Origin of the sequence: Candidatus Chryseopegocella kryptomonas (assembly GCF_001536065.1) — a bacterium.
Lineage (GTDB): Bacteria > Bacteroidota > Ignavibacteria > Kryptoniales > Kryptoniaceae > Kryptonium > Kryptonium kryptomonas.
On the sequence record NZ_CZVW01000002.1, the window covers coordinates 124,597 to 150,946 of the forward strand.

27 protein-coding genes are annotated in these 26,350 nt (G+C 36.1%); 9 read left to right on the forward strand and 18 right to left on the reverse strand.

Features of this window, described 5'->3' with window-relative positions:
- Positions 1–29 precede the first annotated feature (29 nt).
- The 8 genes from secF to dnaN form a co-directional block, all read right to left on the reverse strand.
- The gene (gene secF / locus AWW83_RS01285; protein WP_092347231.1) at positions 30–983 is read right to left on the reverse strand and encodes a protein translocase subunit SecF; all 954 of its coding nucleotides are present in this window, start codon (positions 981–983) and stop codon (positions 30–32) included.
- 29 nt (positions 984–1,012) lie between these two features.
- A complete protein-coding gene (secD, locus tag AWW83_RS01290; RefSeq protein WP_092347234.1) occupies positions 1,013–2,878 on the reverse strand; it encodes a protein translocase subunit SecD in 1,866 nt (621 codons plus the stop codon).
- Positions 2,879–2,954: 76 nt separating this feature from the next.
- Complete coding sequence (gene gyrA / locus AWW83_RS01295) at positions 2,955–5,390, reverse strand: DNA gyrase subunit A (protein WP_092347237.1); 2,436 nt, start codon at positions 5,388–5,390, stop codon at positions 2,955–2,957.
- 32 nt (positions 5,391–5,422) lie between these two features.
- Positions 5,423–7,483 carry a DNA topoisomerase (ATP-hydrolyzing) subunit B gene (gene gyrB, locus AWW83_RS01300; RefSeq protein WP_092347240.1) on the reverse strand — a complete coding sequence of 687 codons (2,061 nt, stop codon included), beginning with the start codon at positions 7,481–7,483 and terminating at the stop codon, positions 5,423–5,425.
- A gap of 13 nt (positions 7,484–7,496) precedes the next feature.
- Complete coding sequence (locus tag AWW83_RS01305) at positions 7,497–7,814, reverse strand: DciA family protein (protein ID WP_092347243.1); 318 nt, start codon at positions 7,812–7,814, stop codon at positions 7,497–7,499.
- Positions 7,807–8,937, reverse strand: coding sequence for a DNA replication/repair protein RecF (recF, locus tag AWW83_RS01310; protein ID WP_092347246.1), 1,131 nt, complete (start codon positions 8,935–8,937; stop codon positions 7,807–7,809). Before recF ends, AWW83_RS01305 begins: the two co-directional genes overlap by 8 nt.
- A gap of 5 nt (positions 8,938–8,942) precedes the next feature.
- On the reverse strand, positions 8,943–9,359 hold the full coding sequence (locus AWW83_RS01315; protein WP_159421067.1) for a DNA polymerase III subunit beta: 417 nt from the start codon (positions 9,357–9,359) through the stop codon (positions 8,943–8,945).
- Between the two features lie 60 nt (positions 9,360–9,419).
- Positions 9,420–10,079: a DNA polymerase III subunit beta gene (dnaN, locus tag AWW83_RS01320; RefSeq protein WP_092347252.1), complete on the reverse strand. Its 660-nt coding sequence runs from the start codon at positions 10,077–10,079 to the stop codon at positions 9,420–9,422.
- A 443-nt stretch (positions 10,080–10,522) separates the two neighbouring features.
- Here dnaN and AWW83_RS01325 point away from each other — a divergent pair, with 443 nt between their 5' ends.
- Entirely contained in the window at positions 10,523–11,230 is a 708-nt protein-coding gene (locus tag AWW83_RS01325) for a transglycosylase SLT domain-containing protein (protein ID WP_159421068.1), read from the forward strand.
- A 41-nt stretch (positions 11,231–11,271) separates the two neighbouring features.
- Here AWW83_RS01325 and AWW83_RS01330 read toward each other — a convergent pair whose 3' ends face one another.
- Complete coding sequence (locus AWW83_RS01330) at positions 11,272–11,529, reverse strand: hypothetical protein (protein ID WP_092347258.1); 258 nt, start codon at positions 11,527–11,529, stop codon at positions 11,272–11,274.
- Between the two features lie 171 nt (positions 11,530–11,700).
- Between AWW83_RS01330 and mtaB the strand changes: the two genes are divergently transcribed.
- The 3 genes from mtaB to AWW83_RS01345 are packed head-to-tail and all read left to right on the forward strand — an operon-like array spanning position 11,701 to position 13,819.
- Complete coding sequence (mtaB, locus tag AWW83_RS01335; RefSeq protein WP_092347261.1) at positions 11,701–13,035, forward strand: tRNA (N(6)-L-threonylcarbamoyladenosine(37)-C(2))-methylthiotransferase MtaB; 1,335 nt, start codon at positions 11,701–11,703, stop codon at positions 13,033–13,035.
- On the forward strand, positions 13,032–13,388 hold the full coding sequence (locus tag AWW83_RS01340) for a hypothetical protein (protein ID WP_092347264.1): 357 nt from the start codon (positions 13,032–13,034) through the stop codon (positions 13,386–13,388). The genes mtaB and AWW83_RS01340 overlap by 4 nt, the downstream gene beginning before the upstream one ends.
- Positions 13,389–13,441: 53 nt before the next feature.
- On the forward strand, positions 13,442–13,819 hold the full coding sequence (locus tag AWW83_RS01345; RefSeq protein ID WP_092347267.1) for a Spy/CpxP family protein refolding chaperone: 378 nt from the start codon (positions 13,442–13,444) through the stop codon (positions 13,817–13,819).
- Here AWW83_RS01345 and AWW83_RS01350 read toward each other — a convergent pair.
- The 3 genes from AWW83_RS01350 to AWW83_RS01360 all read right to left on the reverse strand — a co-directional run bounded on the left by AWW83_RS01350 (position 13,811) and on the right by AWW83_RS01360 (position 16,937).
- Positions 13,811–14,632, reverse strand: coding sequence for a TIGR02757 family protein (locus AWW83_RS01350; protein WP_092347270.1), 822 nt, complete (start codon positions 14,630–14,632; stop codon positions 13,811–13,813). The two genes, AWW83_RS01345 and AWW83_RS01350, sit on opposite strands and share 9 nt — an antisense overlap.
- A complete protein-coding gene (locus AWW83_RS01355) occupies positions 14,629–16,176 on the reverse strand; it encodes an FAD-dependent thymidylate synthase (RefSeq protein ID WP_092347273.1) in 1,548 nt (515 codons plus the stop codon). The genes AWW83_RS01350 and AWW83_RS01355 overlap by 4 nt, the downstream gene beginning before the upstream one ends.
- Before the next feature lie 80 nt (positions 16,177–16,256).
- Positions 16,257–16,937 (reverse strand): methyltransferase family protein, encoded by a 681-nt coding sequence (locus tag AWW83_RS01360; RefSeq protein ID WP_092347276.1) that lies wholly within the window; start codon positions 16,935–16,937, stop codon positions 16,257–16,259.
- A 112-nt stretch (positions 16,938–17,049) separates the two neighbouring features.
- Between AWW83_RS01360 and AWW83_RS09850 the strand changes: the two genes are divergently transcribed.
- From AWW83_RS09850 to AWW83_RS01375, 4 genes are read left to right on the forward strand one after another with little or no spacing between them, the layout of a single operon-like run.
- Positions 17,050–17,196: a hypothetical protein gene (locus AWW83_RS09850; RefSeq protein WP_159421069.1), complete on the forward strand. Its 147-nt coding sequence runs from the start codon at positions 17,050–17,052 to the stop codon at positions 17,194–17,196.
- Between the two features lie 13 nt (positions 17,197–17,209).
- Positions 17,210–17,962: a type II restriction endonuclease gene (locus AWW83_RS01365; protein WP_092347279.1), complete on the forward strand. Its 753-nt coding sequence runs from the start codon at positions 17,210–17,212 to the stop codon at positions 17,960–17,962.
- The gene (locus tag AWW83_RS01370; RefSeq protein ID WP_092347281.1) at positions 17,959–19,209 is read left to right on the forward strand and encodes a DNA methyltransferase; all 1,251 of its coding nucleotides are present in this window, start codon (positions 17,959–17,961) and stop codon (positions 19,207–19,209) included. The genes AWW83_RS01365 and AWW83_RS01370 overlap by 4 nt, the downstream gene beginning before the upstream one ends.
- A gap of 14 nt (positions 19,210–19,223) precedes the next feature.
- Positions 19,224–20,705 carry a pyridoxal phosphate-dependent decarboxylase family protein gene (locus AWW83_RS01375; protein WP_092347284.1) on the forward strand — a complete coding sequence of 494 codons (1,482 nt, stop codon included), beginning with the start codon at positions 19,224–19,226 and terminating at the stop codon, positions 20,703–20,705.
- 4 nt (positions 20,706–20,709) lie between these two features.
- On the opposite strand, the gene AWW83_RS01380 is transcribed toward AWW83_RS01375, so the two are convergent.
- From AWW83_RS01380 to AWW83_RS01405, 6 genes are read right to left on the reverse strand one after another with little or no spacing between them, the layout of a single operon-like run.
- Entirely contained in the window at positions 20,710–21,495 is a 786-nt protein-coding gene (locus AWW83_RS01380) for a dienelactone hydrolase family protein (RefSeq protein WP_092347287.1), read from the reverse strand.
- Between the two features lie 13 nt (positions 21,496–21,508).
- Complete coding sequence (locus AWW83_RS01385) at positions 21,509–23,131, reverse strand: cyclic nucleotide-binding domain-containing protein (RefSeq protein ID WP_092347290.1); 1,623 nt, start codon at positions 23,129–23,131, stop codon at positions 21,509–21,511.
- A gap of 2 nt (positions 23,132–23,133) precedes the next feature.
- Positions 23,134–23,664 (reverse strand): nickel-dependent lactate racemase family protein, encoded by a 531-nt coding sequence (locus AWW83_RS01390; protein WP_092347293.1) that lies wholly within the window; start codon positions 23,662–23,664, stop codon positions 23,134–23,136.
- Complete coding sequence (locus AWW83_RS01395; RefSeq protein WP_092347310.1) at positions 23,606–24,373, reverse strand: lactate racemase domain-containing protein; 768 nt, start codon at positions 24,371–24,373, stop codon at positions 23,606–23,608. Before AWW83_RS01395 ends, AWW83_RS01390 begins: the two co-directional genes overlap by 59 nt.
- A gap of 5 nt (positions 24,374–24,378) precedes the next feature.
- Positions 24,379–25,131 carry a nickel pincer cofactor biosynthesis protein LarB gene (gene larB / locus AWW83_RS01400; protein WP_092347313.1) on the reverse strand — a complete coding sequence of 251 codons (753 nt, stop codon included), beginning with the start codon at positions 25,129–25,131 and terminating at the stop codon, positions 24,379–24,381.
- Positions 25,115–25,696 (reverse strand): DUF5683 domain-containing protein, encoded by a 582-nt coding sequence (locus tag AWW83_RS01405; protein WP_092347316.1) that lies wholly within the window; start codon positions 25,694–25,696, stop codon positions 25,115–25,117. Before AWW83_RS01405 ends, larB begins: the two co-directional genes overlap by 17 nt.
- Before the next feature lie 154 nt (positions 25,697–25,850).
- Between AWW83_RS01405 and AWW83_RS01410 the strand changes: the two genes are divergently transcribed.
- On the forward strand, positions 25,851–26,303 hold the full coding sequence (locus AWW83_RS01410; RefSeq protein ID WP_092347318.1) for a hypothetical protein: 453 nt from the start codon (positions 25,851–25,853) through the stop codon (positions 26,301–26,303).
- The last annotated feature ends 47 nt before the right edge of the window (positions 26,304–26,350 follow it).

Sequence of the window (26,350 nt, forward strand, 5' to 3'; positions counted from 1 at the left end):
AAAGCCCCGCTTTATTTGCGGGGCAAATTTTATTTAACTGATACGGGTTGCTTCTTCAAAAGTTTCTCTTTCTCGGCTTTTCGCTGTCTTGCAAGCATAAAATCAACAACGATTGAGCTTGCAACATAAATTGATGAGTAAGTTCCGGTTATCATTCCAATTGTTAAAGCAAATGCAAATCCACGGGTTACTTCACTCCCAACAAATAGCAAAATGACAAGAACTGCGATGACCGTCCCGCTTGTGATTATTGTTCTGCTTAATGTTTCGTTTATGCTCTTGTTGACTATTGATATGAAATCCATTGCTTTGTGAAGTTTCAAATTCTCTCTTATTCTGTCAAAGACGACGACCGTATCGTTTACCGAAAGACCGACGAGTGTAAGAAGCGCAGCCAGAAGAGTTTGATTCATTTCAATGTTTAAATAGGGAACCGCACTAAATATAGAGCAGAATCCAAGAGTGACTAAAACATCGTGAAACAGGGCTACAACTGCGCCAACTCCATAAATTGGTTTAAATCTTAAACCAATGTAAGCAAGCATAACTATCAAAGATAAAACAACAGTGTAAAATGCCTTTCTTCTTAATTCAGCGCCGATTCTTGGACCGACTTTTTCTTCGTTTAAAATTGTTATCTTGTTGTCTTTAAACTTCTCCTGTAAAGCTGCAAGTATCATCTCACCCATCTTTGTCCCTTCCATCTGCTCTGATGTTCGGATCAAAATTTCATTGTGCGTTCCATAGGTTTTAATTTCACTTTTAGCAAGACCAATTTGAGCAATTGCGCTTCTTACATCTCCAATTTGAACTGGCTTTTCAAAGCGAACTATAACTTCCGTTCCGCCGAGGAAATCAATCCCAAGCGGAATTCCACGGAAAATTAAAGAAATCAATCCAATAAGTATGATGGTTGCTGAAACAGCATACCAAATTTTCCTTTTCTCAATGAACTTTATATTTGTTTTCCCAATAAATCTCATCTTTAAACCTCGCAAAATTGTTTTTGAAATTAACCAAATTTGACAACAGCTGGATATTTTTCAGCGACGATGTCGTAAACCACTTTCGTGATGAAAACTGCGCTGAAAAGGTTTGCAATTATACCAATCATAAGCGTGAGAGCGAAACCTTGAATCGGACCCGAACCAAAATTGTAAAGTATAAGTCCTGTCAAAAATGTTGTTATATTTGAGTCAAAAATTGCGCTAAACGCCTTTGAATAACCTTCATCAATTGCTGATCTTAAAGTTCTTCCAATCGCAAGTTCCTCACGAATTCTTTCGTAAATAAGAACGTTCGCGTCAACCGCAACGCCGATTGTTAAAATTATTCCAGCTATGCCCGGCAATGTAAGAGTTGCGTTAAATCCCGCAAGCACTGCAAGGATGAAAGCAATGTTAAGTATAAGAGCAAAATCAGCGACGATTCCACCTGTTGAATAATACAGGATCATAAACAAAGTTATAACGAGAAATGAAATCAAGCCAGCTTTAAGACCTTTTTGAATTGAGTCCTCACCAAGCGATGGACCAACGGTTCTTTCTTCAATTATTTCAAGCGGAGCTGGGAGAGCACCTGCTTTTAAAACAACTTCAAGAAGTTTTGCTTCCTCAGGGGAATCAAGCCCCTCAATTTGCGAGCTTCCGCCTATAATTTTCGTCCTTACAACTGGCCACGAATAAGCAGTTCCATCAAGTATAATTGCAATGTGTTTGTTTATATTTGCTCCCGTAATTCTTGCCCATTCACGAGCTCCTTCGCTGTTCATTCGCATTATAACAATTGGAGCGTTGTTGTTTGGATCAATCGTTGCTCTTGCTTCGGTTATAACTTTTCCAGTTATTTCGGGGTCTTTTTTAACCGCAAGAAGATTATAGTATTGATTTCCATCCTGTGCTGTAAATGGCTTTGCAGACCAAACAAATTCAAAATCAGGCGGAATTAAATTTTGTATATCGGGTCGTGAAAGCAAGTATTCAACATATCTTCTATCCCTTGCCATCACAAACCCTATCCCCGTTCTTTCATCAACTCTCACATATGCAAAGAATGGATGTTCTTTTTTAAATTTTTCAAACTCGCTCAAACCTGCGGTTGTATCCGCTCCAAGTTCTTCTGCAATGGTTTTTGTCGTGTCAGTTTTTGAGACAACTTTTGCTGTATCTGTAGTGTCTTTGATCTCTTTTCCGGCAAGATAATTGTCAATTGATTGCATAACTTTTATCGCAATGTCGGCTGGCTTTAAAAGTTTAAATTCAAGAACTGCTGTGCTCTGTAATAATTGCCTTACCTCTTCACGATTTTTAACTCCCGGCAATTCAACTACAATTCTATTTGCACCTTGCTTTTGAATTGATGGCTCGGCAACTCCGTATTTGTCAACTCTGTTTCTTATAACTTCAAGTGCTCTGTCAATTGCATCTTGTGCCTGTTTTTCAAGTTCGGAAATTATCTCAGCATCGCTTTGTCTTATGTCGCCGTAGTATCTGCTTAATCTTATCCCTCTCTCTTGAAATTTTCTCAACAGAATTGATGTCACCGGCTCCTGCGAAGCAACGGCTTCTTTTTTGACCTCAGCAAGTATTTGTCTGAATGTTTCATCTTTGTTCTTCGCAAGATTATCAAGCATCTTCACAATATCAACTTCAAGCGAGACATACATTCCACCCTGAAGGTCAAGTCCGAGTTTTATCCTTTTTTGCTTTACTTTTTGAATATCGTCAATATGCTCCTGAACAAATTTTAAGCTATCTTCTCCACGAAGTTGTGAAAGTTTCTTCTGATAGTTGATGTCTTTGTAAGTCGGATAAAGATACCACAGTGCACCAGCAATTGAGATCAGGATTAAAATTATTTTCCATCTGTTCTTTTTCACTTTCGCATCACCTTAATTAATTTTTGTTTGGAGTTTTAAAAGCACGAGATAAAATTAAAATCTTGCAACTTAAAAATCAATCTTCTTCATCCTCTGCGACAACACTTGCAACAGAAGCAATTGAATCATCGTGATTTAATTTTATAAGTTTTACGCCTTGGGCATGCCTTCCCATAACTCTTATATCCTTGATATGATGCCTTATGAGATAACCTTTCGTTGTCACAATCATTATATCGTCGTTGTCAAGGACTTCTTTAATTGCCACCATATCACCAGTTCTTTCATTCACTTTCACAGTTATTATTCCTTTTCCACCTCTGTGCGTAATTCTGTAATCTGAAAGCTCACTTCGTTTCCCGAAACCTTTTTCAGTGACAACAAGAATTGTTGTTCCGGGTCTTTTAACTGCTATCATTCCGATGACTTCATCACCTTTTTCAAGTTTAATTCCTCTAACACCGGTTGCTTGTCTCCCCATTGGTCTTATGTCTTTTTCGTTAAATCTTATAGCCATTCCTTTCCTTGTTCCGATGATTAAGTCCTGTGTTCCATCTGTCAAGCGTGCGTCAACAAGTCGGTCGCCACGATTTAGGTTAATTGCAATTATTCCAATTCTTCGCGGATTTGAGAACTCTTCAAGTGGAACTTTCTTAACATAGCCCATTTTTGTAACCATCGTGATGAAAAGTTTCTCGTTAAATTCTTTCACCGTTACAAATGCGGTTATCTTCTCATCCGGTTCTTTATTTATAAGATGCGAAATTGATCTTCCTCTTGATGCTCTCCCAGCTTCGGGTATCTCGTGAACCTTTAACCAGTAAGCTCTGCCTTTGTCTGTGAAGAAAATGATGTAATGATGCGTTGATGCAACAAACATATGCTCAACGAAATCATCTTCTTTCGTTGCTGTTGCTGTTATGCCTTTTCCACCGCGATTTTGCCTACGATAACCACTTACAGGATAACGCTTGATGAAACCATTGTGAGTTATCGTTATAACGACATCTTCTTCAGCTATCAAATCTTCAATCGTAAATTCTTCTTCGTCTTCAATTATCTGCGTTCTCCTCTCGTCTCCATATTTTTCTTTGAGTTTGAGAAGTTCTTCTTTTATCAACTCTTTTTGTAATTCTTTGCTTCTTAAAATGCTCTTTAAACGCTCAATTAACTTTATCGTCTCTTTGTATTCCGTTTCAATTTTGCTTCTTTCAAGACCTGTTAATCTTTGCAATCTCATATCAAGTATTGCTTTCGCCTGGATTTCTGAAAGTTTAAATCTTTTCATCAAATTCGTTTTTGCTGTCTCAGGGTCTTTTGATTTTTTTATGAGCTCAACTATCTCATCAATGTTGTCAAGTGCGATTTTATATCCTTCAAGTATGTGGGCTCTTTTCTCGGCATCATCAAGTTCAAATTTGGTTCTTCGGACGATGACATTGAGCCGGAAATTGATAAACTCCATCATCATTTCTTTCAAATTCAAAATCTTCGGCACCCCATTCACAAGCGCAAGCATTATCACCCCAAAAGTTGATTGAAGGTTAGTATGCTTGTAAAGATTGTTTAAAATCACCTCCGGCTGTGCATCCCGCTTCAATTCAATTACAATTCTCATTCCGTCTTTGTCCGATTCGTCCCTTATGTCAGATATGTCTTCAATTTTTTTGTTCTGAACGAGCTCTGCTATTTTTTCAATTAGCGACGCTTTGTTTACTTGATAAGGTATTTCTGTTATGACAATTCTAGAACGACCTTTGTAATTTTCAATGTTAGCTTTTGCCCTGACTATTATCCTGCCTCTTCCAGTTGTGTAAGCTTCTTTAATTCCAGAAAGTCCGACTATAATCCCACCGGTTGGGAAGTCAGGTCCTTTGACATATTTCATAAGTTTTTCAACAGGTAAATCTGGATTTTTCAAAAGTGCGATCAAGCCATCAACAATTTCATTTAAATTATGCGGTGGAATATTCGTTGCCATACCAACCGCGATACCACTTGATCCATTGATGAGTAAATTTGGAAGAATTGTCGGTAGGACTTCCGGTTCTTTTAATGTTTCATCAAAGTTTGGGCGAAAATCAACCGTGTTTTTCTCTATGTCCTGCAACATCTCTTCCGCAATTGCTGATAACCTTGCCTCTGTGTATCTCATCGCTGCTGGTGAATCACCATCGATTGAGCCGAAATTTCCTTGCCCATCAACAAGTGGATATCGCATTGTGAAGTCCTGTGCAAGTCGCACAAGCGTATCATAAACAGCAGCATCACCGTGAGGGTGGTATTTACCCAAAGTTTCACCGACAATTCTTGCGCACTTTTTATATGGTCTATTGTGTAAAAGTCCAAGCTCATACATCGTGTAAAGAACTCGCCTTTGAACTGGCTTCAAACCATCTCTTACATCAGGAAGTGCGCGCGAGACAATTACTGACATCGCATAATCAAGGTAGGAATACTTTATCTCCTCTTCAATTTCAACCGGCTGAATTTTCTCCTGAACTGTCGCCATTTAACATTCCAAAAAATTTGTTTTTAATTCAATCAAATATCAAGATTTCTCACGAATTTAGCATTCTTTTCAATGAATTCTTTTCTCGGTTCAACATCAGAACCCATAAGGATTGAGAAGATACGATCCGCCTCAGCTGCGTTTTCAATTGTAACTTGAAGCAATGTTCTCTTTTCCGGATTCATCGTTGTCTCCCAAAGTTGCTCTGGATTCATTTCACCTAAACCTTTAAATCTTGTGATTGTTATTTCTCCTTGTTCTTTTTCCTGTTTTAATCTCTCAATTATCTCATCCCTTTCTTCGTCGCTGTATGCGTAAAATTCAAGCTTACCCTTTTTTATTTTGTAAAGCGGTGGCTGTGCAATGTAAACTCTACCTGCTTCAATGAGTTCCTTCATATATCTGTAAAAGAAGGTCAAAAGAAGTGTTCTTATATGGCTTCCGTCAACATCAGCATCACACATCAAAATTATCTTTCCGTATCTAACTTTATTCGGGTCAAAGTCCTCGTCACCGATTCCAGTTCCAAGTGCTTGAACAATTGCTCTTATTTCCTGATTTTCAAGTATTTTGTGAAGTCGTGCCTTTTCAACATTTAGAATTTTACCTTTTATCGGCAAAATTGCTTGGAATTGTCTGTCCCTTGCTTGTTTTGCGCTTCCACCCGCGGAATCTCCTTCAACTATGAAAATCTCCGTAAGCTCTGGGTCATTGATTGAACAATCCGCAAGTTTTCCGGGCAAACCCCCAGAGTCAAGAGCGTTTTTCCTTCGGACAAGTTCTCTTGCTTTGCGCGCTGCTTCTCTTGCCTCAGCTGCGCGAATGCACTTTTCAAGAATTTTTCTCGCTGTTGATGGATTTTGTTCAAGATATTCCATCAATTTATCAGCAACAATTGACTCAACTATGCTCTTAACTTCGCTATTGCCAAGTTTTGTCTTGGTTTGACCTTCAAATTGTGGCTCTGGGACTTTGACGCTTATGATCGCAGTAAGACCTTCCCTGAAATCATCACCCGTTAATTCTATTTTTGATTTGAGAAGATTGTTCTTTTGAGCGTATGTGTTAAGCGTCCTCGTAAGAGCTGATTTAAAACCGCTAACATGCGTTCCACCTTCAATCGTGTTTATGTCATTGACATAAGATAAAATCGTATCCGTGTATTCATCTGTGTATTGAATTCCAACATCAACATAAACACCTTCTTTTTCACCAGTTATGTAAATTACATCGTTATGCAATGGCTTCTTTGTTGAATTCACATACTTTACAAATTCAACTATTCCACCTTCGTAGTGATAAACTTCCTTTTGTCCAGTTCTTTTGTCTTCAAGCGTTATCGTCACATCAGGGTTTAAAAACGCAAGCTCTCTCATTCTTTCTGCAAGACGTTCAAAATCAAATTTTATGTTCTTGAAAATGAGCTTATCCGGAAGAAAAGTTATCTTCGTTCCTCGTTTGTCTGTTGTCCCAACCACTTCAACAGGTGTTACAGGAACACCGCGCTCATATTTTTGTCGGTAAATTTTCCCATCTCTATAAACTTCCGCTACAAGCCATTCGGATAGAGCATTTACAACTGAAACACCGACACCGTGCAATCCACCTGAAACCTTATAAACTCTTTTATCAAATTTTCCACCAGCGTGCAAGACGGTCATCACAACTTCAAGCGCAGATTTTTTCTCCTCTGGATGAATATCAACTGGAATTCCTCTCCCATCATCAAGCACACTTATTGAGCCATCTTTATTTATCGTGACTTCAATATTCTTACAAAAACCAGCAAGCGCCTCATCAATGCTATTATCCACAACTTCATAAACAAGGTGATGAAGCCCTCTAACTCCGACATCTCCAATATACATTGCTGGTCTTTTGCGAACCGCTTCAAGACCTTTTAACACATGAATTGCTTCGGCTGTGTAATCGCTACCGTCTCCATTTGATGGTGTGGTTTGAACTTTTTCAATTTTTTCGGCTTCTATCTTTTTGCTCTCTTTTTCAGGTTTTGTCTCTTTTTTGACTTTTGAAGTTGATTTAACCTTTTCTTTTTCCTTGCTTGTTTTTTTAGCTACTTTCGTTTTCCCCATTTTTCAAATTTCGTCATTTGTTTTTAAAATCATAACCTGCATCAATAAAAACAATTTCACGAATTACATCCGCTTTAAGCGAATCATTGAGCTTGTTTATTATCTCTCGCCTCATCATAAAAAGATGATGTTTCCACGATGGATTTGTAACTTTCACATAAAGAACACCATTTTCAACTCTTTCAGCGATTGAAACTTTTGCTATGTATGGACCTACAACTTCAGCCCACCGACTTACAGCCATTCCTTCTTTTACCTTTTTTTCAACGCCGAGATTTTTTAGAAAAGTATCCAGCACCTCTCCAAGCGAAACAGGTTTTCTTCTACGCATCTTTTACAACTCCTGAATTTACAATAAATTTTTTCACTTTGAATTTTTCTTCAAACTTTTTAATTGTCTCCGAATCAGTCGCAGTTATGAAACTTTGTCCGATATTTCCAACAATTGAAAGCAATTTCTCGGTTCTTTCAATGTCAAGTTCCGCAAACACATCGTCAAGCAATATGATCGGTTTTTCAATTTTTTTCTCTTTCAAATAAAAAAATTTCGCAATTGTCAAAGCAACAAGAAATGTTTTAACCTGTCCTTGCGAAGCGAAACGCCTCAACTCACGACCGTTAATTTTGAAAACAAATTCATCTCTATGCGGACCAACGAGCGTAATTCCTCGCTTTATCTCTTCGTTTCTGCTCCTTAGCAAAATTTCTCTAAAATTTCCCTTTAATGTCTCAAAATCCTCACTTTTCTTTATATCAATCTGGGTTACATACTCAATCTCTGGCTCTTCAACCTCATTAAACTTTGAATAAGCATTCTTAAAAAATCCGATAAATTCGCTTATAAATTTTTTCCTTCGCAAGATTATTCTGCTTGCATAATTTACAAATGTCTCGTCCCAAACTTCCAGCAGGTCAATTCCTTGCTCAAATTTTATCTCGTCGTTTGCTATTGCGTTTAAAATTTTATTTCTTTGCTTTAAAATTTTTTTGTAGTCAATAAGTTCATCTGTGTAAACTGAACTTACTTGAGCAATTGTCAGATCAAAAAATTTTCTTCTCTCTTCTGGGGAACCCTGCGCTGTTTCTTTGCTCCGTGGTGAAAGTATGACAATTGGAAATTTGCTTATCAAGATGGAAAATTTTTCAACTGGCTCTTTATTTAAAAAAATTTTTTTGCCTTGACCATTTTCAAAACTAACTCTGACTATCGCTTCATGACCGTTATCAAATTCAAATTTCCCAAGCACTTCAAAAAATTTTGAATTAAAATTTAAAACATACGAATCAGAACTTGCGTTGAAACTTTTTGTCAGGCAAAGATACGAGATCGCTTCAAGTATGCTTGTTTTTCCCTGTGCGTTTCCACCGACAATCAAATTTAAATTTTCAGAGAACTCAATTTGAGTGTGTATATGATTTCTAAAATTTTTTATCTCAATCGTTTTCAAAATCATTTGATTTAAACATTTAATCTCATCGGCATAACAAGCATTAAAATTTCCTTATCTTCTGAGGTCTCATATGGTTGAACAATGGCTGCTCTTGTCGGGCTTCCAAATTTGAACATAACTTTCTCCGAATCAAGATGACCGAGTATATCAATTATAAACTTCGCATTGAAAGCAATTTCCATCGGCTCACCATTGTAAGTGCAGTTCAATTTCTCTTTTGCAGAACCACCAAAATCAATATCTTCTGCGGAGATTTCAACATAACCTGATGGATCAAGTGTGAATTTTATCTGATTCGTTGTTGAATTTGCAAAAATTGAAACTCTCTTAACAGTTGAAAGGAAAAGTTCTCGCTCAACGACGAGCTCCTTATTGTTCTCATACGGGATCACGCTTTCGTAATTTGGATATTTTTCATCAATCAATCTTGAAATGATGGTTAAACTCTCAGTTGAAAATTGAATGTGCTTTTCATTTATTGAGATTTAGCATGTATCTTCATCTTCAATTGATTTTGCTATGATTTGAAGCGTTTTCGCTGGGACTATAACACCATCGCTTGAATTCGTCTTTGCTTTATCAAGACCTTTTCTCGTTATCTTCACGAGGCGATATCCGTCCGTTGCAACCGCAATCAATTCATTTTCTTTAAATTGAAACAAAACCCCTGTTGTTGCTGGGCGAAGTTCTTCCTTTGATGTCGCAAAAACTGTGTCCTCAATTATATCCTTCAAAATTTCACCGTTTATCTCAATGCCTGAATCAGCACCTATCATTTCTGGAATTGACGGAAAAGATTCCGATGGCTCGGCGCTCATTTTATATTCCCCTCCCTTGTTCGTCGTAATCACGACTCTATCAGAGTCAAGCGTTTCAAATCTCAAAAGCAAACCCTCTGGCAATGCCTTTACAACACTTGTGAGTTTATCCTCAGGAATTGCAATCGCTCCATCTTCTTCTCCATCCACTGGATCAAGCGTCATCCTAACGGATATTTCAAGATCGGTTGCGGTAAGTGTCAGCGTATTTCCATTGAGTTCAAACAAAATATCCTGTAATATGGGCAAAGTCGTTTTTGACGGGACAACTGTGCTTACCTTTGCCAATGCTTCTTTTAACCTGTCGCTTGAAATTGAAAATTTCATCTTCCACCTCCAATTTTCGTGGTTTATAAATTTAACTGACCTAATTTACCAAATTATCCGATAAAATTCAAGTGAAGGTTGCTGAAATTGTGAAACTTTTACAAAACTTTTTTATTGAAAATCAATCAAAATTTGCGATTTGATTTGTTATTACAAAATCGTTCCATTGCGTGGTTGTCTTTATCACAGATTTTTGTTGGGATATTTTGCATTTTATAATTGCAAGGGTTAAATTAGTATGCCCCGCTCTGATAGATTCCAGTGTTTAACCCTTGCGTTCTTGATTAATTAAAAACAAAGTGAAGAATTTTTTTATGTTAAAATTTTTATTCCAAAATAAGTCGGTCAAAAAAGCCAGCTCTCGGAGAAGAAACTATAAAAGAGCTGGGCGCAAATCTTTAGAAGCAGGGCATAAAATTATTGTTTTCCTTTTTAGTTTGAGTATGGCGTTGAGCTGTTCTGGGATTCACTCAAAGAATTCATCGCCCAACCTTGGGGGGCAAGCCTTAGTTGTTGAAACATCGGAAAGTAATTCTTCTTCTGAGGAATCAAATTTAGACCCGTCGTTAAGGGCGGAAATCCCTGAGTCAATAAGAGAATATCTCCCATTGATAAAAAAATACTCAAAAATTTACGGATTTGATTGGCGATTGATTATCGCTGTAATTCAGCAGGAGTCAAGTTTCAGGCACGATGCAGTGAGTCCGAAAGGAGCTTACGGATTACTTCAAATTATGCCAGAGACGGGTGAAGAACTTGTTTTAACTGTTTCGCACATTTACGATTTTAGAACCCCCGAGCAAAACATTATAGCAGGCATTCATTATCTCTGGACACAATTCAATAGATTTTATACAAAAGGAATGGATTCGGTTGAATGTTTGAAACTTGCACTTGCTGCTTATAACGCAGGACCTGGGCGTGTTCTTGATGCTCAACAGCTGGCTTTGTATCTTGGTGAGGACCCGAACAAATGGGAGAGTATAAAAATGACTTTGCCTCTTCTTTCGGCTGAATACTATACGCTTCACAAATATATCTGGGACTCCGGAAGACCACGAAGTGGGTATTTTAGAAATTACAGGGAAACTTTGAACTATGTTGAAAAAATAATGCAAAATTACGAAAGGTATAAAAAATCTATCAAATGAGTCAAAGAAAGGGCGGTTTCCTAAAACCGCCCTTTTTATTTTTAAATCCCTTTTTCCTTTAATCTCTGCTTTATAATCTCAATTGCTTCTTCATCTGTTATTTTCAATCTTGACCTTGCCATTTTAACCGCCGTTTCAAGAGAATCAACTTTTCCAGTAAGATACAACCAGATGTGATACCCAAGACGATTTAAATCATTCGGTTCTTCGGCTGGAATACCTTCAACAACTGAATAAGCAATTTTCTCAGGGCTATCGGATGGAAATTCTTTTACAGACGCTGGAGCTTTTGTCGTCATTTGTCTTTTGAAGTTTTTGCATATTTTACAACTTTAAAATTAAAATTTCAAGTTTTATGATGTGCTTGCTTTGAATTTGAACAGAAGATTCAAATTTGATTTTGAGCTCTTAAAATTTTATTTTGAAACTTGATAAAGGAGTATTGAAAACTAACTTTTAAAGTCAGATAGATGGCGAAGAAAGTATCTTTTTACACGATAGGGTGCAAGCTGAATTTTGCCGAGACATCAACAATAGGGGAAGAATTTAGAAAGCGTGGATTTGAAATTGTTGAATTTGGTGAGCCATCTGATGTTTGCGTTATAAATACATGTTCGGTTACGGAGAGCGCAGATAGAGATTGCAGAAGAATTGTTCGCAAGGCGTTGAAAGTTTCACCGAATGCATTTATCATTGTCACTGGTTGTTATGCTCAACTTCGCCCAGATGAAATTGCGCAGATTGAAGGTGTTGATCTTATCCTTGGTTCAAATGAGAAATTTAAAATTTTTGATTATGTGAGCGATTTTCAAAAAAATTATCACGCCCAAATTTTTGTCTCACCTATAAGCGAAGTTGAAGAATTTCATATAGCAAGTTCAACTCCGGCATCCGATCGCACAAGAGCATTTTTAAAAGTTCAAGATGGATGTGATTATAATTGTTCATATTGCACGATTCCGCTTGCACGGGGAGAAAGCAGAAGCCCAGAGATTAGCGTTATAATTGAAAGAGCAAAAACGCTTGCGCAACTTGGATATAAGGAAATTGTGTTAAGTGGTGTAAATGTCGGAGATTATGGAAGGAAAATTGGAACAAGTTTATTTGAACTTGTGAAGGAACTTGAAAAAGTTGAAGGAATTGAGAGGATAAGGATTAGTTCAATTGAGCCAAATTTGTTGAGTGAAGAGATGATAGATTACTTCCTGAATTCTGATAAAATTTGCAATCATTTCCATATCCCATTGCAAAGCGGAAGCGATGAAATTTTGCGTAAGATGAGACGAAGATACAATACAGAACTTTACAGAAGGAGAATTGAATACATAAAGTCAAAAGATCCCGATGCTTGCATCGGTGCTGATGTGATTGTCGGTTTCCCGGGCGAAACAGAAAAACATTTTGAAACCACATACAACTTTATAAATGAACTTCCGATATCATATCTTCATGTTTTCACTTATTCCGAGAGACCGAATACGGATGCTATAAATTTGCCCGGTAAAGTTTCAATGGATGAGCGACATAGAAGAAGCGAGATGCTTAGAAATCTCGGCTTGAAAAAGAAATTTGCTTTTTACAAACAGATGATTGGGAAAACTCTTGATGTTTTGTGGGAAGCTGAGGTTAAGGATGGAAAGATGTTTGGATTTACTAAGAATTATGTTAAGGTGAAAACTCAATACGAGCCATCGCTTGTGAATCAAATTGTTCGGGTTAAAATTGTTGATGTTGAAGATGTCGTCGCTGTTGGTGAGGTTTTAAGCGAAATACAAGCAATAAAAATGGAGGACAATGAGCGATGATTAAAAATTTTTTCAAGCGAATTATCACAGAAGTTATTAAAGAGTTAATTTCTCCACAGCTTGAGGAATTCAGAAAGTTTATTTTGCTTCAGCAGGAATCATTCCAAGGAGAAATAAGGACGAGGCTTGAGGGCTTTGAGAAGAATATAGAAGCGAGGTTTGATGATTTTAAATCTTTTATGGTTCGTGAAGTTGAGGACATAAAGCAGGATATTCGTGCGATAAACCGTCGGCTTGATGACCTGTATCAAGTCGTCGTGAGAAGAGAGGAACATTATTCCCTTGTTGATGAAGTTAGAAGATTGCGTGATGATGTTGAAATGTTGAAAAGAAAAGTTTTTCAACAGCAATGAAATACAACCATTTTTAAAATTCAAGCGTCAAAAAAGAAAAAAGTGAAATTAAAATGACAAGAAAACTTTTAACTCTGGCTTTCGCAATTGCGTTTATCTCTTTCATTTTAAATTTTGTTTCCGCACAGGATAGAGGAAGGGGCTTTGGGATGTATCTTGAAAGATTAAAACGGGAACTCAATTTGACACCTGAACAGGTCACCAAAATTCAAAAAATTCTTGATTCTGCTCAAAAACAGGCAGAAATAGACCGAGAAAAATATCAAGGTGATAGAGAAGCAATGATGAAAGCAACTCGTGAGAGATGGGAAAAAATTGACAAGGAAATTGAAGCGGTTTTGACGAAAGAGCAAAAGAAAAAGTATGAGCAGATAAAAAAGGAAAGACAGGAGAGAATGAGAGAATGGCGTGGGAGACCGAATTCACGATAAATTTTTCATTTCAATACCAAGCCCGAAAATAGCAAAGTCATATTTTACAGGGTCTTGTGGATCAAATTTTTTGAGATTAAATGTGATCTCTTCCGCTGTCTTCCACGAATCAGTTTTTCTTTGAGTTAGACCAAGTGCTCTGGAAATTTTTGAAACATGTGTATCAAGCGGGATAATTAATTTTGCTTTGTCAATTTCGCTCCAAAGTCCAACATCAACGGAATCTTTACGCACCATCCATCTTAAAAACATGTTTAATCTTTTACACGGGCTATTTTTTTCGGGGTCAGGCAAAAGCCCGTTTACACTTTTTGGAATCCCGTTTAATTTTGGTGGGGGGTTAAAGGATAAAATTTCTTTCACAAATCCAGAAAGTGCTTGCTTTATCGTTGGGTGTTTTTCATCGTAATGTTTCAAAAAAAGATTTTTTAAACTTCCATATTTTTCAAGCGTCTGCTTCAAAAGATAAAAAATCACAAGCAAATCTTTTCCTTCAATGTTTCTATATGCAAAGTGAACAAAATTGCTCAAACTTTTTTCATACCAAAAAGGATCAAAGTTTAAAATAAAATCATATGGCTTGTTTTCCATCAAGTCAAATAACTTTTCATTGCTTAACAAAATTATTTTCCTGTTTCCCATCGCAAGAAGTGATGCGATAAAGCCAGCAACTTCCATATCCTGTGGATTTGAAAAACGATGCACAAATTTTATCGGGTCGGAGTTGATGAAATCAGGCGTGTTATATTTTTTAAAAAGCCAGTCAAGATAATCTTTCAATGTCGGAAATTCAGATGGAATATCAATTTTCATATCACCCTTGAATATTCATTTAGTTTTAATTTCCAGACCTTAACACCGCAAAATCTTTCGCCTTCTGGACAGATTGGTTTAATTCCAGCAAGATCACGAATTGAGCACGGCGGAAGGAGAAATTTCCCAATTCTTGGATGAACTTCTGAAATTTGTTTAACTTCTTCAACCGAAGCACGCCATATCTCTTCCTGTGCGTTGTAGCAAAGTCGCATTGCGTATTTGTGATGAAGGTTTAAAAGGTCGCCAGATTCAGTAAATCTTATGCTCACTGCGTTGGGGAGAAGATAAAAAGCAAATTCATCGCTGACACCGAGTTTCTTCAACTTATAGATGTTTTCCCATATTTTCTGCATAGTTTCAGTGTAAAGTTTTAAAGCGATGTCGCTTTGATAAATTAAATTCGGAATTATAAAATCTGGCTCGTCATAAACTTGACAGATTAAAACTGGTCTTGATGCTGGCGTCATACGATGTCTTTGATCTTGTGAATCCGCTGTATGGCTTAACTTTTTTCTAAATGTATAAGAAATGTGAAACATTGCTCTTGAGATTTTGCTGTGCGTTGTTAAAACAAGTGATTCTGCAAGAATCTTGTTTAGATGTGGATTTAAAACAAGGTTTATCGCTTCGTCATCACTTAACATATTTGATGGCAGACCGAAAATTTCTCTTACAGAGTCAGCGAGAATTTTTTCCGCATTTGGTTTATAATCAACGAGACGAGAGATGTTTCCGTTTAATGATTCATCAAATTCTTTGGCGAATTCTTTTGCAAATTTATTTTCCGTGAAATTTTTTATGAAATTAAATTCCGTTAACTCTTCCTGTTCAATTGGTTTTTCAAGGACGATTTCATAATCTGGTTCAACTTTTAATATCTCATTTATCATTTTCTCAACAACGAGTTTTTGCTCAAGCGGGACATCAAAGAGTTTGCAAATTTTGTAATATCTCAAAACTGTAATCGCACTTACGGTGTGATATAAATAAGCAAATGTTGCAACAGGTAAAACATAGCGAGCGACTTCCTGTGCTTTTCTTTTTACATCTTTTTTATATTTTTCGCTGTTGAATTTTCTCGCTGGAAATCTTTTGAAGTATTCTTCTTCTGCTACTGGCGTGAGAAGTTCGGTTAGTTTTTTATAAATTTCATTTTGATATTCAACCGTTGAAATGTAAATCTCAAGTGCTTCTCTTTTTATCGGCGGGATGAAATAATTTCCTGATTTTACTTCAACATATCTTTGAGAAACCTGCTCTGAATTATAAAACGGATGGCTGTGAAGAAATGACCAGATAAATTGTCGTGATACATTTTCAATCGCAAATTGAAAATGAGCGTGTTGAAAAGTTGTGTGATGTCCTGCTTGATATATGCTTTTTGCAAGGTCTATGTATTTATTGAGGTCAATTTCATCATCTTTGATTATGCCTTTTGATGAATAACAGGTTCTCGCAGTTGCAATTACATTTCTAAATGAGTTGGGGAAGTATTTTACAAGTTTTACGACTGGTTCTGGTGAAAGTGGTTTATCTGTCATATTTGATGTCTTGCTTTGTTAATTTACGCTAAAACAGCTCTTGATAATTTTTTTTAATTTATCATCGCTTGAGCAAAAATTCAAACAAGATATGGAATGAATCTTTTGGTTTTTCGTGCGTATTCAAGATATGCTTCGCCGTAAGATGCTGTTAAGTCCTTTTCTTCCTGTAAAGCAAGCCATATGTAAGATAAAGTTAGAATAGGCCATAAAATCAAAGTTATAACTGAAGGCCAGTGTATCAGCCATCCAAGTGTAAAGAGAAAAATTCCTGTGTATTGGGGGTGGCGTATGAATTTATAAATCCCATCTGTCACAAGTCCATCCGCTTTGTGGATTTTTGCCCATCCAATTGAAATGAGCACAACTCCAAAGATGCTAATTAATGTCCCAACTCTTGCAGGAAAATGACCGAATGTTTCAAAGTATTTTCTCGCTATAACGGGAACATCAAAAATTGGAGAAAGTATAAAAAGAACAAGAGGCCAGCCAAACATTTCCGTCATCAATGCGATAACAAAAGCGATAAAAGCAGTTTTTGATTTCCAAGTATCTTTCGTGGGTTTTCTATATGTCAATAATCCAAGAAAAGTTAAAACAATTGCGATGTTTATAATGATTAATCCAGCAGTTCCAAAGTTTTCTCTTATCCATTTAACAGTAGCAGGCGGTCCATCGTGGTGTGGTGTAAGTTCAAAACCATAAATTAGAAGAAAACCGATAACCCCGATGACTCCGATATAGTTAAAAACTTTTCGCATATCCAGCACCTCCGTTGTTTTTGTTGAATTTACGAACAAAAGAACAAACAAAGCAAAATAAGTTGATAAGCAATTTCAATTTGTGTATATTTAACAAAAATAAGAATCAATTATGCGAGCGATTTTCACATACTTTCTCGGACCAAAGGGAGAAAATTTTGAAATTTTCAAGAGATTGATAAACGAAGCAATTGATTGGAACAAAAGATGGCGGGAGAAATTTTTTGAGCTCAAAACTTTTGTCTGTTTGAAAACTTAATTTTATTTTGCAAATGGACATTTCATTAAATTTAAAAAAAGAAATACCCACAGTTGATAAGATAATAGATGAAACCTGGAAATCTGTAAATCCGAGCTTGCAAGATGTTGAAGAGAATTTTGGCAATTTTTTGCTCAAATTTGATTTAGAGGCAACAAATATATTCAAAAGATATGAGAGAAAAATTCTTCGCAGATTAGCGGAAAAATGGATTGAAAACCAGAAAGAAGAGATAAAAGAAAAGTTTAGAAAAATTTTGCGTCAGCCAGATTGGAAGAGCTTTATTGAAGAGGCGAGCAAACTCTTTGAAGAATTTGGCATATTGGTTCAAAATTTGGAGAAAATTCTCGGAAATATGAGAAAAGCAAGGGGCGGAAAAACATTTGAAAAAGTTGTTGCAAAAGCTCTAAATTTTATTGGAGTGAGTTGTGAGATCCCAAAAGGTAAAGCAAGCAAGAAGTTAAGGAGGATAGATATAGTTATACCATCTGTCGGTGTTGCTTTGAGAACACCAGATAAAGCGATATTTCTCACTTGTAAAAGAACTCTGCGAGAAAGATGGAAACAGGAAGTACCATCAGCTGGACCCAACAGAAGAGTTTATCTTATTACCATTGATGAAGAGCTTTCGGAAAACAAGGCAAGAGAAATAAACGAAAAGGGACTTATTGCTTTTGTCAGAGATGAATTAAAAGAAAGTAAGTTCAAAAATTTTCATTGTATAAGAAAACTTTCCGATTTACCAAGGGAGGTAGGAAAATTATGAGAGCAGAATTTTTATCTGATATAGAGCAAGAGAGGAGTAAATTTGATGAGTTTGGCAGGGTAAGAGATGAAAGATTTGATTTCAAAAATGTTCCTGCCAGCTCGGGAATATACGCTATACATCCATATCCCGCAATGTTTCATTTTCTCGTTGTAAGACATCTTATAAGTGAGTTTTCAAAGGAAGGCGATCTGGTTTTTGACCCTTTTGTTGGTTCAGGCGTTTCAGCTGGTGAATCCCTTATAAGCGGAAGAAATTTCTGGGGATGTGATATAAATCCTCTTTCCATTCTTATATCAAAAGTTAGGACAACACCTTTAAGTTATGATTCACTTCTTTCAGCACTCCAAAAGATCATTAATACCAGAATCAAAAATTTTGACTTTGTGAATTTCAAGAACATAGATTATTGGTTTGATGATTATGTAATATATGAGCTTTCAAAATTGAGGAAGATTATTTTTGATATTGAAGATGAAAAATTGCGGAGGTTTTTTCTCGTTTCTTTTTCAGAAACTGTCCGTAAGGTTTCAAAAGCCGATCCAAGTGAGTTCAAACTTTTGAGGAGAAAAAAGCGGGTTAGTAAAAATGTTTTTTCTGTTTTTAAAGAAATCTCATTAAAAAACATCTGGAATTTGACAGAATTTTACAGAAGAAATCCACCTAAAAACTCAAAAATAGTTTTGGAGGAAGCGAATGTGTTAGATGAATTACCTGTTGAAGATGTTGATTTGGTTATAACTTCTCCACCGTATGGTGATTCAAGAACTACGGTGGCTTATGGACAGTTTTCACGGCTTTCTTTACAATGGTTGGGAATTGATGAAAAAGTTGATAAAACATCTCTTGGAGCGAAACCAAGAGAAATATCTTGCGATTTACCTTCCGAAATCCTTTACACATACCTTGAAAAGTTGAGGAGTGAAGACAGAAAGAGAGCCGAAGAAGTTTTTTCTTTTTACTTTGATTTGTTTTCAGCTGTAAGAAACATATCTGGCAAAGTAAGATTTGGAGGAATTGTTTGTTTTGTTGTAGGGAATAGACGAGTTAAAGGTGTGGAGTTACCAACAGATAAAATTGCAACAGATTTTTTTAAATTTTTTGGTTTCAAACATATAAAAACAGTTGTGAGAGAAATTTCCAATAAAAGAATGCCGTCTCAGAATTCACCGAAAAACATAAGAGGTCAAAAGGACTTTACGATGAAATACGAGTATATAGTCATTTTACGGAAAGATTTAAAATAAAAAATTTTGGTTTTATGCGAGCGATTTTCACATACTTTCTCGGACCAAAGGGAGAAAATTTTGAAATTTTCAAGAGATTGATAAACAAAGCAATTGATTGGAACAAAGGATGGCGGGAGAAATTTTTTGATGATGAGACAATCTATCCAAAAGATTTTTTTGAATCCGAAATTTTTAAATCTGAAGCAGAAACACTTGAAAAAGTTTTTGATGAGTTTTTGAAACGGCTTGAGAAAAATTTGCCATATTTTCATCCGAGATATTCAGCACAGATGCTCAAAGACCCTTCAATTCCTGCGTTGCTTGGTTATTTTGCAGTTATGATGACAAATCCAAACAATCACGCTTATGAAGGTGGACCTGTGACGACAGAGATAGAAATGGAAGTTGTTGATGATCTTTTGAAACTTGTTGGGTTTAAAGATGGATGGGGACATCTGACAAGTGGTGGCTCACTTGCAAATCTTGAAGCACTTTGGGCTGTGAGAGATTTTAGAAAAGATGGCATCGCAGTATTTTCAAAAGGTTCGCATTATTCTTGGAAAAGAATTTGCTCAATTTTGAAAGTTGATTTCGTTGAAATTGATGTTGATGAAAATTATAGAATTGACATAAATCAACTTGAAGATGTTTTGAAAAATAACAATGTTATGTTTGTGATGGCAAATTTTGGGACAACGGGCGTTGGGGCAGTTGACCCAATTGTTGAAATTTTGAAATTAAAAGAAAAATATGGCTTTCATCTTCACATTGATGCAGCGTATGGCGGGTATATGAGAAGTTTGATAATTGATGAAAATGGCAATTTGATTGATTTTTCAAATGTTGATGCTCCATTAAAAAAGTTTGTCTACGATAATTTAATTGCAATGTCTGAAGCGGATTCAATCACGATTGATCCACATAAACACGGGCTTGTGATGTATGGTGCTGGTGGGGTTTTGTATAAAGATGAGAACTTAAGACAGGTTATACTTAACACTTCACCTTATACTTATCATAAAACGGACAAGCCAAACATTGGAATGTTTCAACTTGAAGGTTCAAGACCAGGTGCATCTGCGGGAGCGGTTTGGCTTACTCATAGAGTCATACCACTTAACAGAAATGGCTTTGGAAAAATTTTATCGCAAACGCTTAAAACCGCAAATTATTTCCACCGAAAAATTGAAAATCTCCCTGGCTTTTCATCTTTGACAGAACCTGATCTTGATATATATTGCTTTTACAGGCATGATGGAAGTTTAAAGTTGAGCGAAATAAACAAAAAGACGCTGAAAATTTACAACGGAATGTCCGTTGAAAATCCGAATGCGAAATTTATACTTTCAAAATTTGTGATTGACCCAGCAACAGCGAAAAGAATTAACCCAAAATTTGAGATAGACGATAATTCACTTAACACATTAAGAAGTGTCTTCATAAAGCACTGGAACACATTAAGCGAGAAAGTAAATTATGTTGATTTGCTGATAGAGGAGATGGTTCGGGATTAAAAAATTATTTCTTCGGCTTTAAATTTGCTTTGAAGAATTTATCAATCAAGTCCCAAGCGTTTTTTGTGGATATTTCATCGTAGTTTGATTTGTTGTTCGGGTTCATAAATGCGTGATTTACATCTGGATAAATTTTTACTTCAATCTTTTTTCCGAGTTTTTTCATTCTCTCTTCAAAATTTTTCACTGCTTCTGGCGGTATTCCTCTATCTTTTTCTGCGAAAATTCCAAGTATTGGGGCGTTAATTTTTTCAAGTTGCTTTTCATCTTCAACAAGTCGTCCATAGCAAATTACACCTGCTGTGAAGTCGGGTATTTCAATTAAACTTCTTAGGGCAAATCCACCGCCCATGCACCATCCAATTATTCCAATTTTATCTGGCAAAACATCTTCTCTTGATTTTAGGTATTCAACTGCTGATTTTACATCTCTTACGACTTCATCTGTTGATAGAGATTGCATATAACTTCTTGCTTCTTCCGGAGTTTTTGCGATTTTGCCACGGTATAGATCAACTGCGATTGAGACATAACCTTTGCTTGCAAATCTTATTGCGTTTTCTTTTTCCCAGTCCGTAAGTCCCCACCATTCGTGAATTAACACAATTGCTGGAAACTTACCTTCAACCTTCGGAATAGCAAGAAACGCAGGAATTTCTTTATCCCCACTTTTTAATTTTATCATTTGAATTCCAACATTTAACTTTTTCTCCTGCGTGAATGCTAAAATTGTGAAGATGATTGACAGAATCATTGCGATGACAAGTAGAAAGAAAATTTTATCAAACATAAATTTTGTCTCCTTATGTTTGTGTTAGAGGAAGTTTAATTGTGATGGTTGTTCCTTTTCCGAGTTCGCTTTCAACGAAGATATCGCCTTTGTGTTCGGTTACGATTTTCTTTGTTATAGCCATTCCGAGCCCTGTTCCATGCTTTTTGCCGTATGTAACAAATGGCTCAAAAATTTTCTTCTTAACTTCTTCAGGCATTCCTTTTCCAGTGTCCGTGAATTGCATAAAGAAGAAATTATCTTCACGCCAAGTTTTAATTATGAATTTTCCTCCTTCGGGCATCGCATCTCTTGAGTTGTGTGCGATGTTGAAGACGACACGAGTCATTTTATCAACATCCATTTCAACTTCATCATCAAATTCAAGATTTTTTTCAATTTCAATTTTATTTCTCTCAAAGTCCCTTGCAAGAAATGCGATGACACCATCAAGAAAATCGCCAAGTTTAATTTTTGAAAAGTTCAAACTTGTAACTCCTCTTGAAAAGTCAAGTATTTCCTGTGCCATATTCACAAGTCGGTCAATTTGCCTTATCACTTCATCAACGAGTTGAATCGCTTCGCCTTCACCTATCTTTTTCCTTAAAACCTGTGCGTATGCTTTAATAGTTGTCATTGGATTTTTAATATCGTGGATTATTGAACTTGCCATTCGTCCGATCACTGCAAGTCGTTCGTTATTTACGAGTTCTTGAGCCATTTTTGCGTTTTGGATAGCAATTGAAGCGTGGATTGAAAGTGCATCAAGCATTTCTTCATCTTTTTTCGTGAAGATGCCATCTTTTTTATTTATGAGCTGAAAGACGCCAACAACTTTATTATTTTTATCTTTTATCGGATGACAAAGCATTGTTTTGGTTCTGTAACCAGTTTTTCTGTCAACTTCTGGATTAAATCTCGGATCTTGATAAGCATCAATAAGGTTTATCGTCTCACCAGTTTGAGCAACATATCCAGCGATTCCTTTCCCGAGAGGAAGTCGTATTTCTGTGAGTTCATCTCCCTGTAAAACTTTTGACCATATTTCACCTGTTAATTCATCAACTAAATAAACCGTCCCTCTATCTGCGTTTGTGATTTCAAGTGCGATTTCAAGTATGATTTTTAAAAGTTCATCAAGCTGTATAGTTGAATTGACTCGCTTTGTTATCTCAATTAGATAGTTCAATTTATTGACTTGTTCGGTCATTTCCTTTTCGTAGTTCAGAAAATCATTCAAAAGTTTTTCATTTGAAACTCTAATCCTTTCGCTTAATTCCTTTGCTATGTTTATCAAAATCTGTGGATATTGATGCAAAAGTTTATCAAAGTAGTTTGCTGGGATTGAAAGAACTTCGCAGTCGGTTAGTGCGACAACACTTGCGGACCTTGGATGAAGGTCAATAAGTGCCATTTCCCCGAAGAAATCACCCTCACTCATCTCAAATAAAATTCTTCCGGTTGAATCCGCAAGTTTTAAAATTTTAACATTTCCCTTTAAAAGTAGACAAACTTTATCTCCCTTTTCCCCCTCACGCAAAATTGTATCTCCGGGTTTAAATTTTTCAACAAATGAATTTTGAACGAGTTCATTGATTAAATTTTCAGGTAAGTTTGCGAGAAGTTTATTCTTTTTAACATCGCTCAGGATTTCCATTTTTAATCTCCTTGATAAATTGTTAAGTAAAGCGAGGCGTTTGGTATAACTGCAATTGAGCCGTCAAGATTTTTTATCTGGTCAAATGTTTCAATTCTTTTCAAGCCAAGCATGTTCAAAATTTCTACCTCAAGCTCCGTCTTCACAATTATATTAGCAAATTTTAACTTATTTCGCAAGGATAGTGCGGTGTGACCGTTCATTGTGTAATTTTCAAGCAAGTGTTTTTTCATTTCATCAATTGTTTTAAATTTGAACCAATCAAGAAATGTTTTTGAGCCAATTCCATCACGACATTCAATGAATGAGAACATCGTCCCACCATCTTTGAGAATATAATGCGAGTGATGGATTGATTTATGGGCTTGAATAAAGTTAACATCTTTTGGGAAACCGCCAGCGCTTGAAATTACGAAGTCAAATTTTTCTTTCGTTTTTATCGCGAAAAATTTTTTAAGAAACTCAACCCCTTCTTTATGCGAAGAGACAACATCTCCGAAAAAAAGAGGCGCAAATTTTATCGTTTTCGTCAAGTATGACGCCAAGATGTAAAGTTTTAAGCCCCGTTATTTTGAACGCCTCAATTATATCTTCATAAACGGGATTTCCTTCAAATTTTAAATTTGTCGCATCGGGATTTATATCACCATCGGGAGTCAGTGTAAGTTTGTGATTTTGTATTGCAGTTTTATATGAAGCAACTCCCGGGATTAGCATTTTTGCTCCACCGCCTGCGCCAGCAAAATAATGATGAGTGATTGAACCAACGAGAATAATTTTATCCGCCTCTGAGACAAGTTTATTCAAAAAAATTTCTGTTCCTCTTTTTGTTTTTCCAAAGTAAATAAAATCTCCATTATACGCATCGTGTTCAAAAATTTCAAAGCTGTTATAAATTTCATCTCCGAGGATTTCTATCTTTTCAAACTCGTTTTGCTTTGCGTGCGTTCCATTTGCAAATAAAATTTTAATTTTTGATCGTCTGATTCGTTCAAGTAGAATTTTCAAAACGAAATCAATTCTTGCTTTGCGAGTTTTATCTGGGACGATGATTAAAACCTTGTCGTTCGGATTAATGAAGTTTTCAAGTTTTGGGGAGTCAATTGGATTGTCAAGTGAAAGTGTTAAGAGTTCAAGTTCATCGTTTTGCGGTGGATTAGTTTCGGGTGTTAAAATTTTTGCGTGGTTTGGGATTTCAATTTCAAGTTCTTTTCTTCCGTATTTAAGTTTAATCTTTTTCATTCGTTTTAAAATTTTCTGTTCATAAGTGTTGCTGCGAAAGCAGCACCAAATCCATTATCAATGTTTACAACAACAACACCTGGAGCGCAGGTGTTAAGCATTGTCAGAAGAGGTGCAAGTCCATTAAAGTGTGCTCCATATCCAACGGATGTTGGAACTGCTATAACTGGAACAGACACAAGCCCACCGACGACGCTTGGCAAAGCTCCTTCCATTCCTGCGACAACTATTATCACGCTTGCGTTTTTCAATTTCTCAAAATTTAAAAATAACCTGTGTATCCCCGCAACTCCAACATCATATAAAACTTCAACATCATTTCCAAGAATTTCGGCTGTGACCTTTGCTTCTTCTGCAACTGGAATATCAGCAGTTCCAGCGGTGATGATTAAAATTTTTCCCTTTTTGTCTTCTTTGTTTGGCTTTTCACGAATTACGGTTATGGTTCTTGCAAGTTCATTGTATTCTGCATCTTTTGCAATTTTTTTAACAGCTTTGAAATGTTCAATGTTTGCTCTCGTTGCAAGAAGAAGTTTGGATCTTTCAAGAATTCTTTTCGCAATTTCTCGCACCTGTTCTGGTGTTTTCCACTGGCAAAGTATAACTTCGGGGAAGCCGTGTTTTAGCGTTCTGTGATGATCTATTTTTGCGAAATCTATATTTTCAAACGGGAACCAGCGAATTTGATTTAAGAATTCATCAACTCCGATTTTGCCTTCTTTATAATCATTTAGAAGTTGTTCAATTTTTTCTCGCATAAAGATTCTGAATTTTTTTGAGATCTATTTTTGTTGAAATGAGAAAAGTTCCATTTTTATTTTCTATCCACAGAGTTGAATCACCGAAGATATCCCCGGCTCCTTTGTCTGGTGTAAAAAACAAAACATCAATTATATTTGCAATCCAAATCCCCACGGTTATCCCGAGAAAAAGATTTCTTCGCTTGTAATCTCTGTCAATGTCAGCTTTAACCTGCAACATTTCCTGCCATATTTGTTCTGCTTTTTCCCAGTTCATTGTGCTTTGATATTGAATTTCAAGATTTTCAAGTCGTTCATTCCCACCGATGAGATTGTTTTCGGATACAATTGTCGTCACAAGCGAGCCAAAAGCAGTCAATGTGAAAATTGCTCCTTTCAGCTTATGTCCGAGGTAAAATTGACCCGCTCCGGGGATAAAAGTTGAATAAATCAAAGCTGTTATTTTTCTTTTTGATGTGAAGTCATTTTTTTGCTGGAAAAAGTTTTCACTTTGAAAATTTTCTGACTGGGCATAAAGCAGGGAATTTACGAGAAGTAAGAGAAACAAAAATCGCTTTGGCATATGCAGACGAAGTTTATTTTTATTTCTTGTGCAAGTTAAATTTAAAAAGTTCACTTAAAAATTAAAACCTGCGGATTTGGAAATTTCTGGAACTTGAAAATTGATTTGTGGTTTTTTATATTAAAAGCAGAAAAACAAAATTTCGGAGATTGAAATGAGACGATTAATCCTTGCTTTAACTTTCGCTGTTGGTTTGATTTCGTTATCCTTCTCTCAATTTAAAGAGCAGGTTGAAAACAAGCCAGATATTTATCAATCCATCATACAAGGCGGGCAAAGAAGTTATCTTGGATTTTTCAATCCTGCTAATTTGTTTATGCGTCATACTTTCTCGGTTTCATATTTGAGCATAGGCGGAAAAGGTATGATGATAAACTCATACACGAATTCAATTCTTTACAGATTTTCTGACAATTTAAATTTGCAGGCGGATATAAGTTTAGTTCATTCTCCGTTCAATTCATTTGGCAACAGTTTTCAGAAGGGGATAAATGGAATTTACATCAATCGCATTGAGTTGAATTATCGTCCACTTGAGAATATGTTTATAAACATTCAATATCGTCAAGTCCCGTTTTATTACTATCCGTATTATTACCGCTGGTGATTTGTGGAATTTTTGAGTGTGCAGTGTTGTCTATATTTTTCTCATTT

Coding starts and splice junctions, on each gene's coding strand:
- AWW83_RS01365 (WP_092347279.1), top strand. CDS start 17,210: ATGGACATTTCATTAAATTTAAAAAAAGAAATACCCACAGTTGATAAG.
- AWW83_RS01385 (WP_092347290.1), bottom strand. CDS start 23,131: ATGGAAATCCTGAGCGATGTTAAAAAGAATAAACTTCTCGCAAACTTA.
- AWW83_RS01345 (WP_092347267.1), top strand. CDS start 13,442: ATGACAAGAAAACTTTTAACTCTGGCTTTCGCAATTGCGTTTATCTCT.
- AWW83_RS01325 (WP_159421068.1), top strand. CDS start 10,523: ATGGCGTTGAGCTGTTCTGGGATTCACTCAAAGAATTCATCGCCCAAC.
- AWW83_RS01360 (WP_092347276.1), bottom strand. CDS start 16,937: ATGCGAAAAGTTTTTAACTATATCGGAGTCATCGGGGTTATCGGTTTT.
- AWW83_RS01375 (WP_092347284.1), top strand. CDS start 19,224: ATGCGAGCGATTTTCACATACTTTCTCGGACCAAAGGGAGAAAATTTT.
- larB (WP_092347313.1), bottom strand. CDS start 25,131: ATGCGAGAAAAAATTGAACAACTTCTAAATGATTATAAAGAAGGCAAA.
- AWW83_RS01305 (WP_092347243.1), bottom strand. CDS start 7,814: ATGCGTAGAAGAAAACCTGTTTCGCTTGGAGAGGTGCTGGATACTTTT.
- secF (WP_092347231.1), bottom strand. CDS start 983: ATGAGATTTATTGGGAAAACAAATATAAAGTTCATTGAGAAAAGGAAA.
- AWW83_RS01370 (WP_092347281.1), top strand. CDS start 17,959: ATGAGAGCAGAATTTTTATCTGATATAGAGCAAGAGAGGAGTAAATTT.
- gyrB (WP_092347240.1), bottom strand. CDS start 7,483: ATGGGGAAAACGAAAGTAGCTAAAAAAACAAGCAAGGAAAAAGAAAAG.
- dnaN (WP_092347252.1), bottom strand. CDS start 10,079: ATGAAATTTTCAATTTCAAGCGACAGGTTAAAAGAAGCATTGGCAAAG.
- mtaB (WP_092347261.1), top strand. CDS start 11,701: ATGGCGAAGAAAGTATCTTTTTACACGATAGGGTGCAAGCTGAATTTT.
- AWW83_RS01380 (WP_092347287.1), bottom strand. CDS start 21,495: ATGTTTGATAAAATTTTCTTTCTACTTGTCATCGCAATGATTCTGTCA.
- AWW83_RS01330 (WP_092347258.1), bottom strand. CDS start 11,529: ATGACGACAAAAGCTCCAGCGTCTGTAAAAGAATTTCCATCCGATAGC.
- AWW83_RS01340 (WP_092347264.1), top strand. CDS start 13,032: ATGATTAAAAATTTTTTCAAGCGAATTATCACAGAAGTTATTAAAGAG.
- gyrA (WP_092347237.1), bottom strand. CDS start 5,390: ATGGCGACAGTTCAGGAGAAAATTCAGCCGGTTGAAATTGAAGAGGAG.
- AWW83_RS01350 (WP_092347270.1), bottom strand. CDS start 14,632: ATGAAAATTGATATTCCATCTGAATTTCCGACATTGAAAGATTATCTT.
- AWW83_RS01410 (WP_092347318.1), top strand. CDS start 25,851: ATGAGACGATTAATCCTTGCTTTAACTTTCGCTGTTGGTTTGATTTCG.
- recF (WP_092347246.1), bottom strand. CDS start 8,937: ATGATTTTGAAAACGATTGAGATAAAAAATTTTAGAAATCATATACAC.
- AWW83_RS01405 (WP_092347316.1), bottom strand. CDS start 25,696: ATGCCAAAGCGATTTTTGTTTCTCTTACTTCTCGTAAATTCCCTGCTT.
- AWW83_RS09850 (WP_159421069.1), top strand. CDS start 17,050: ATGCGAGCGATTTTCACATACTTTCTCGGACCAAAGGGAGAAAATTTT.
- AWW83_RS01355 (WP_092347273.1), bottom strand. CDS start 16,176: ATGACAGATAAACCACTTTCACCAGAACCAGTCGTAAAACTTGTAAAA.
- AWW83_RS01395 (WP_092347310.1), bottom strand. CDS start 24,373: ATGAAAAAGATTAAACTTAAATACGGAAGAAAAGAACTTGAAATTGAA.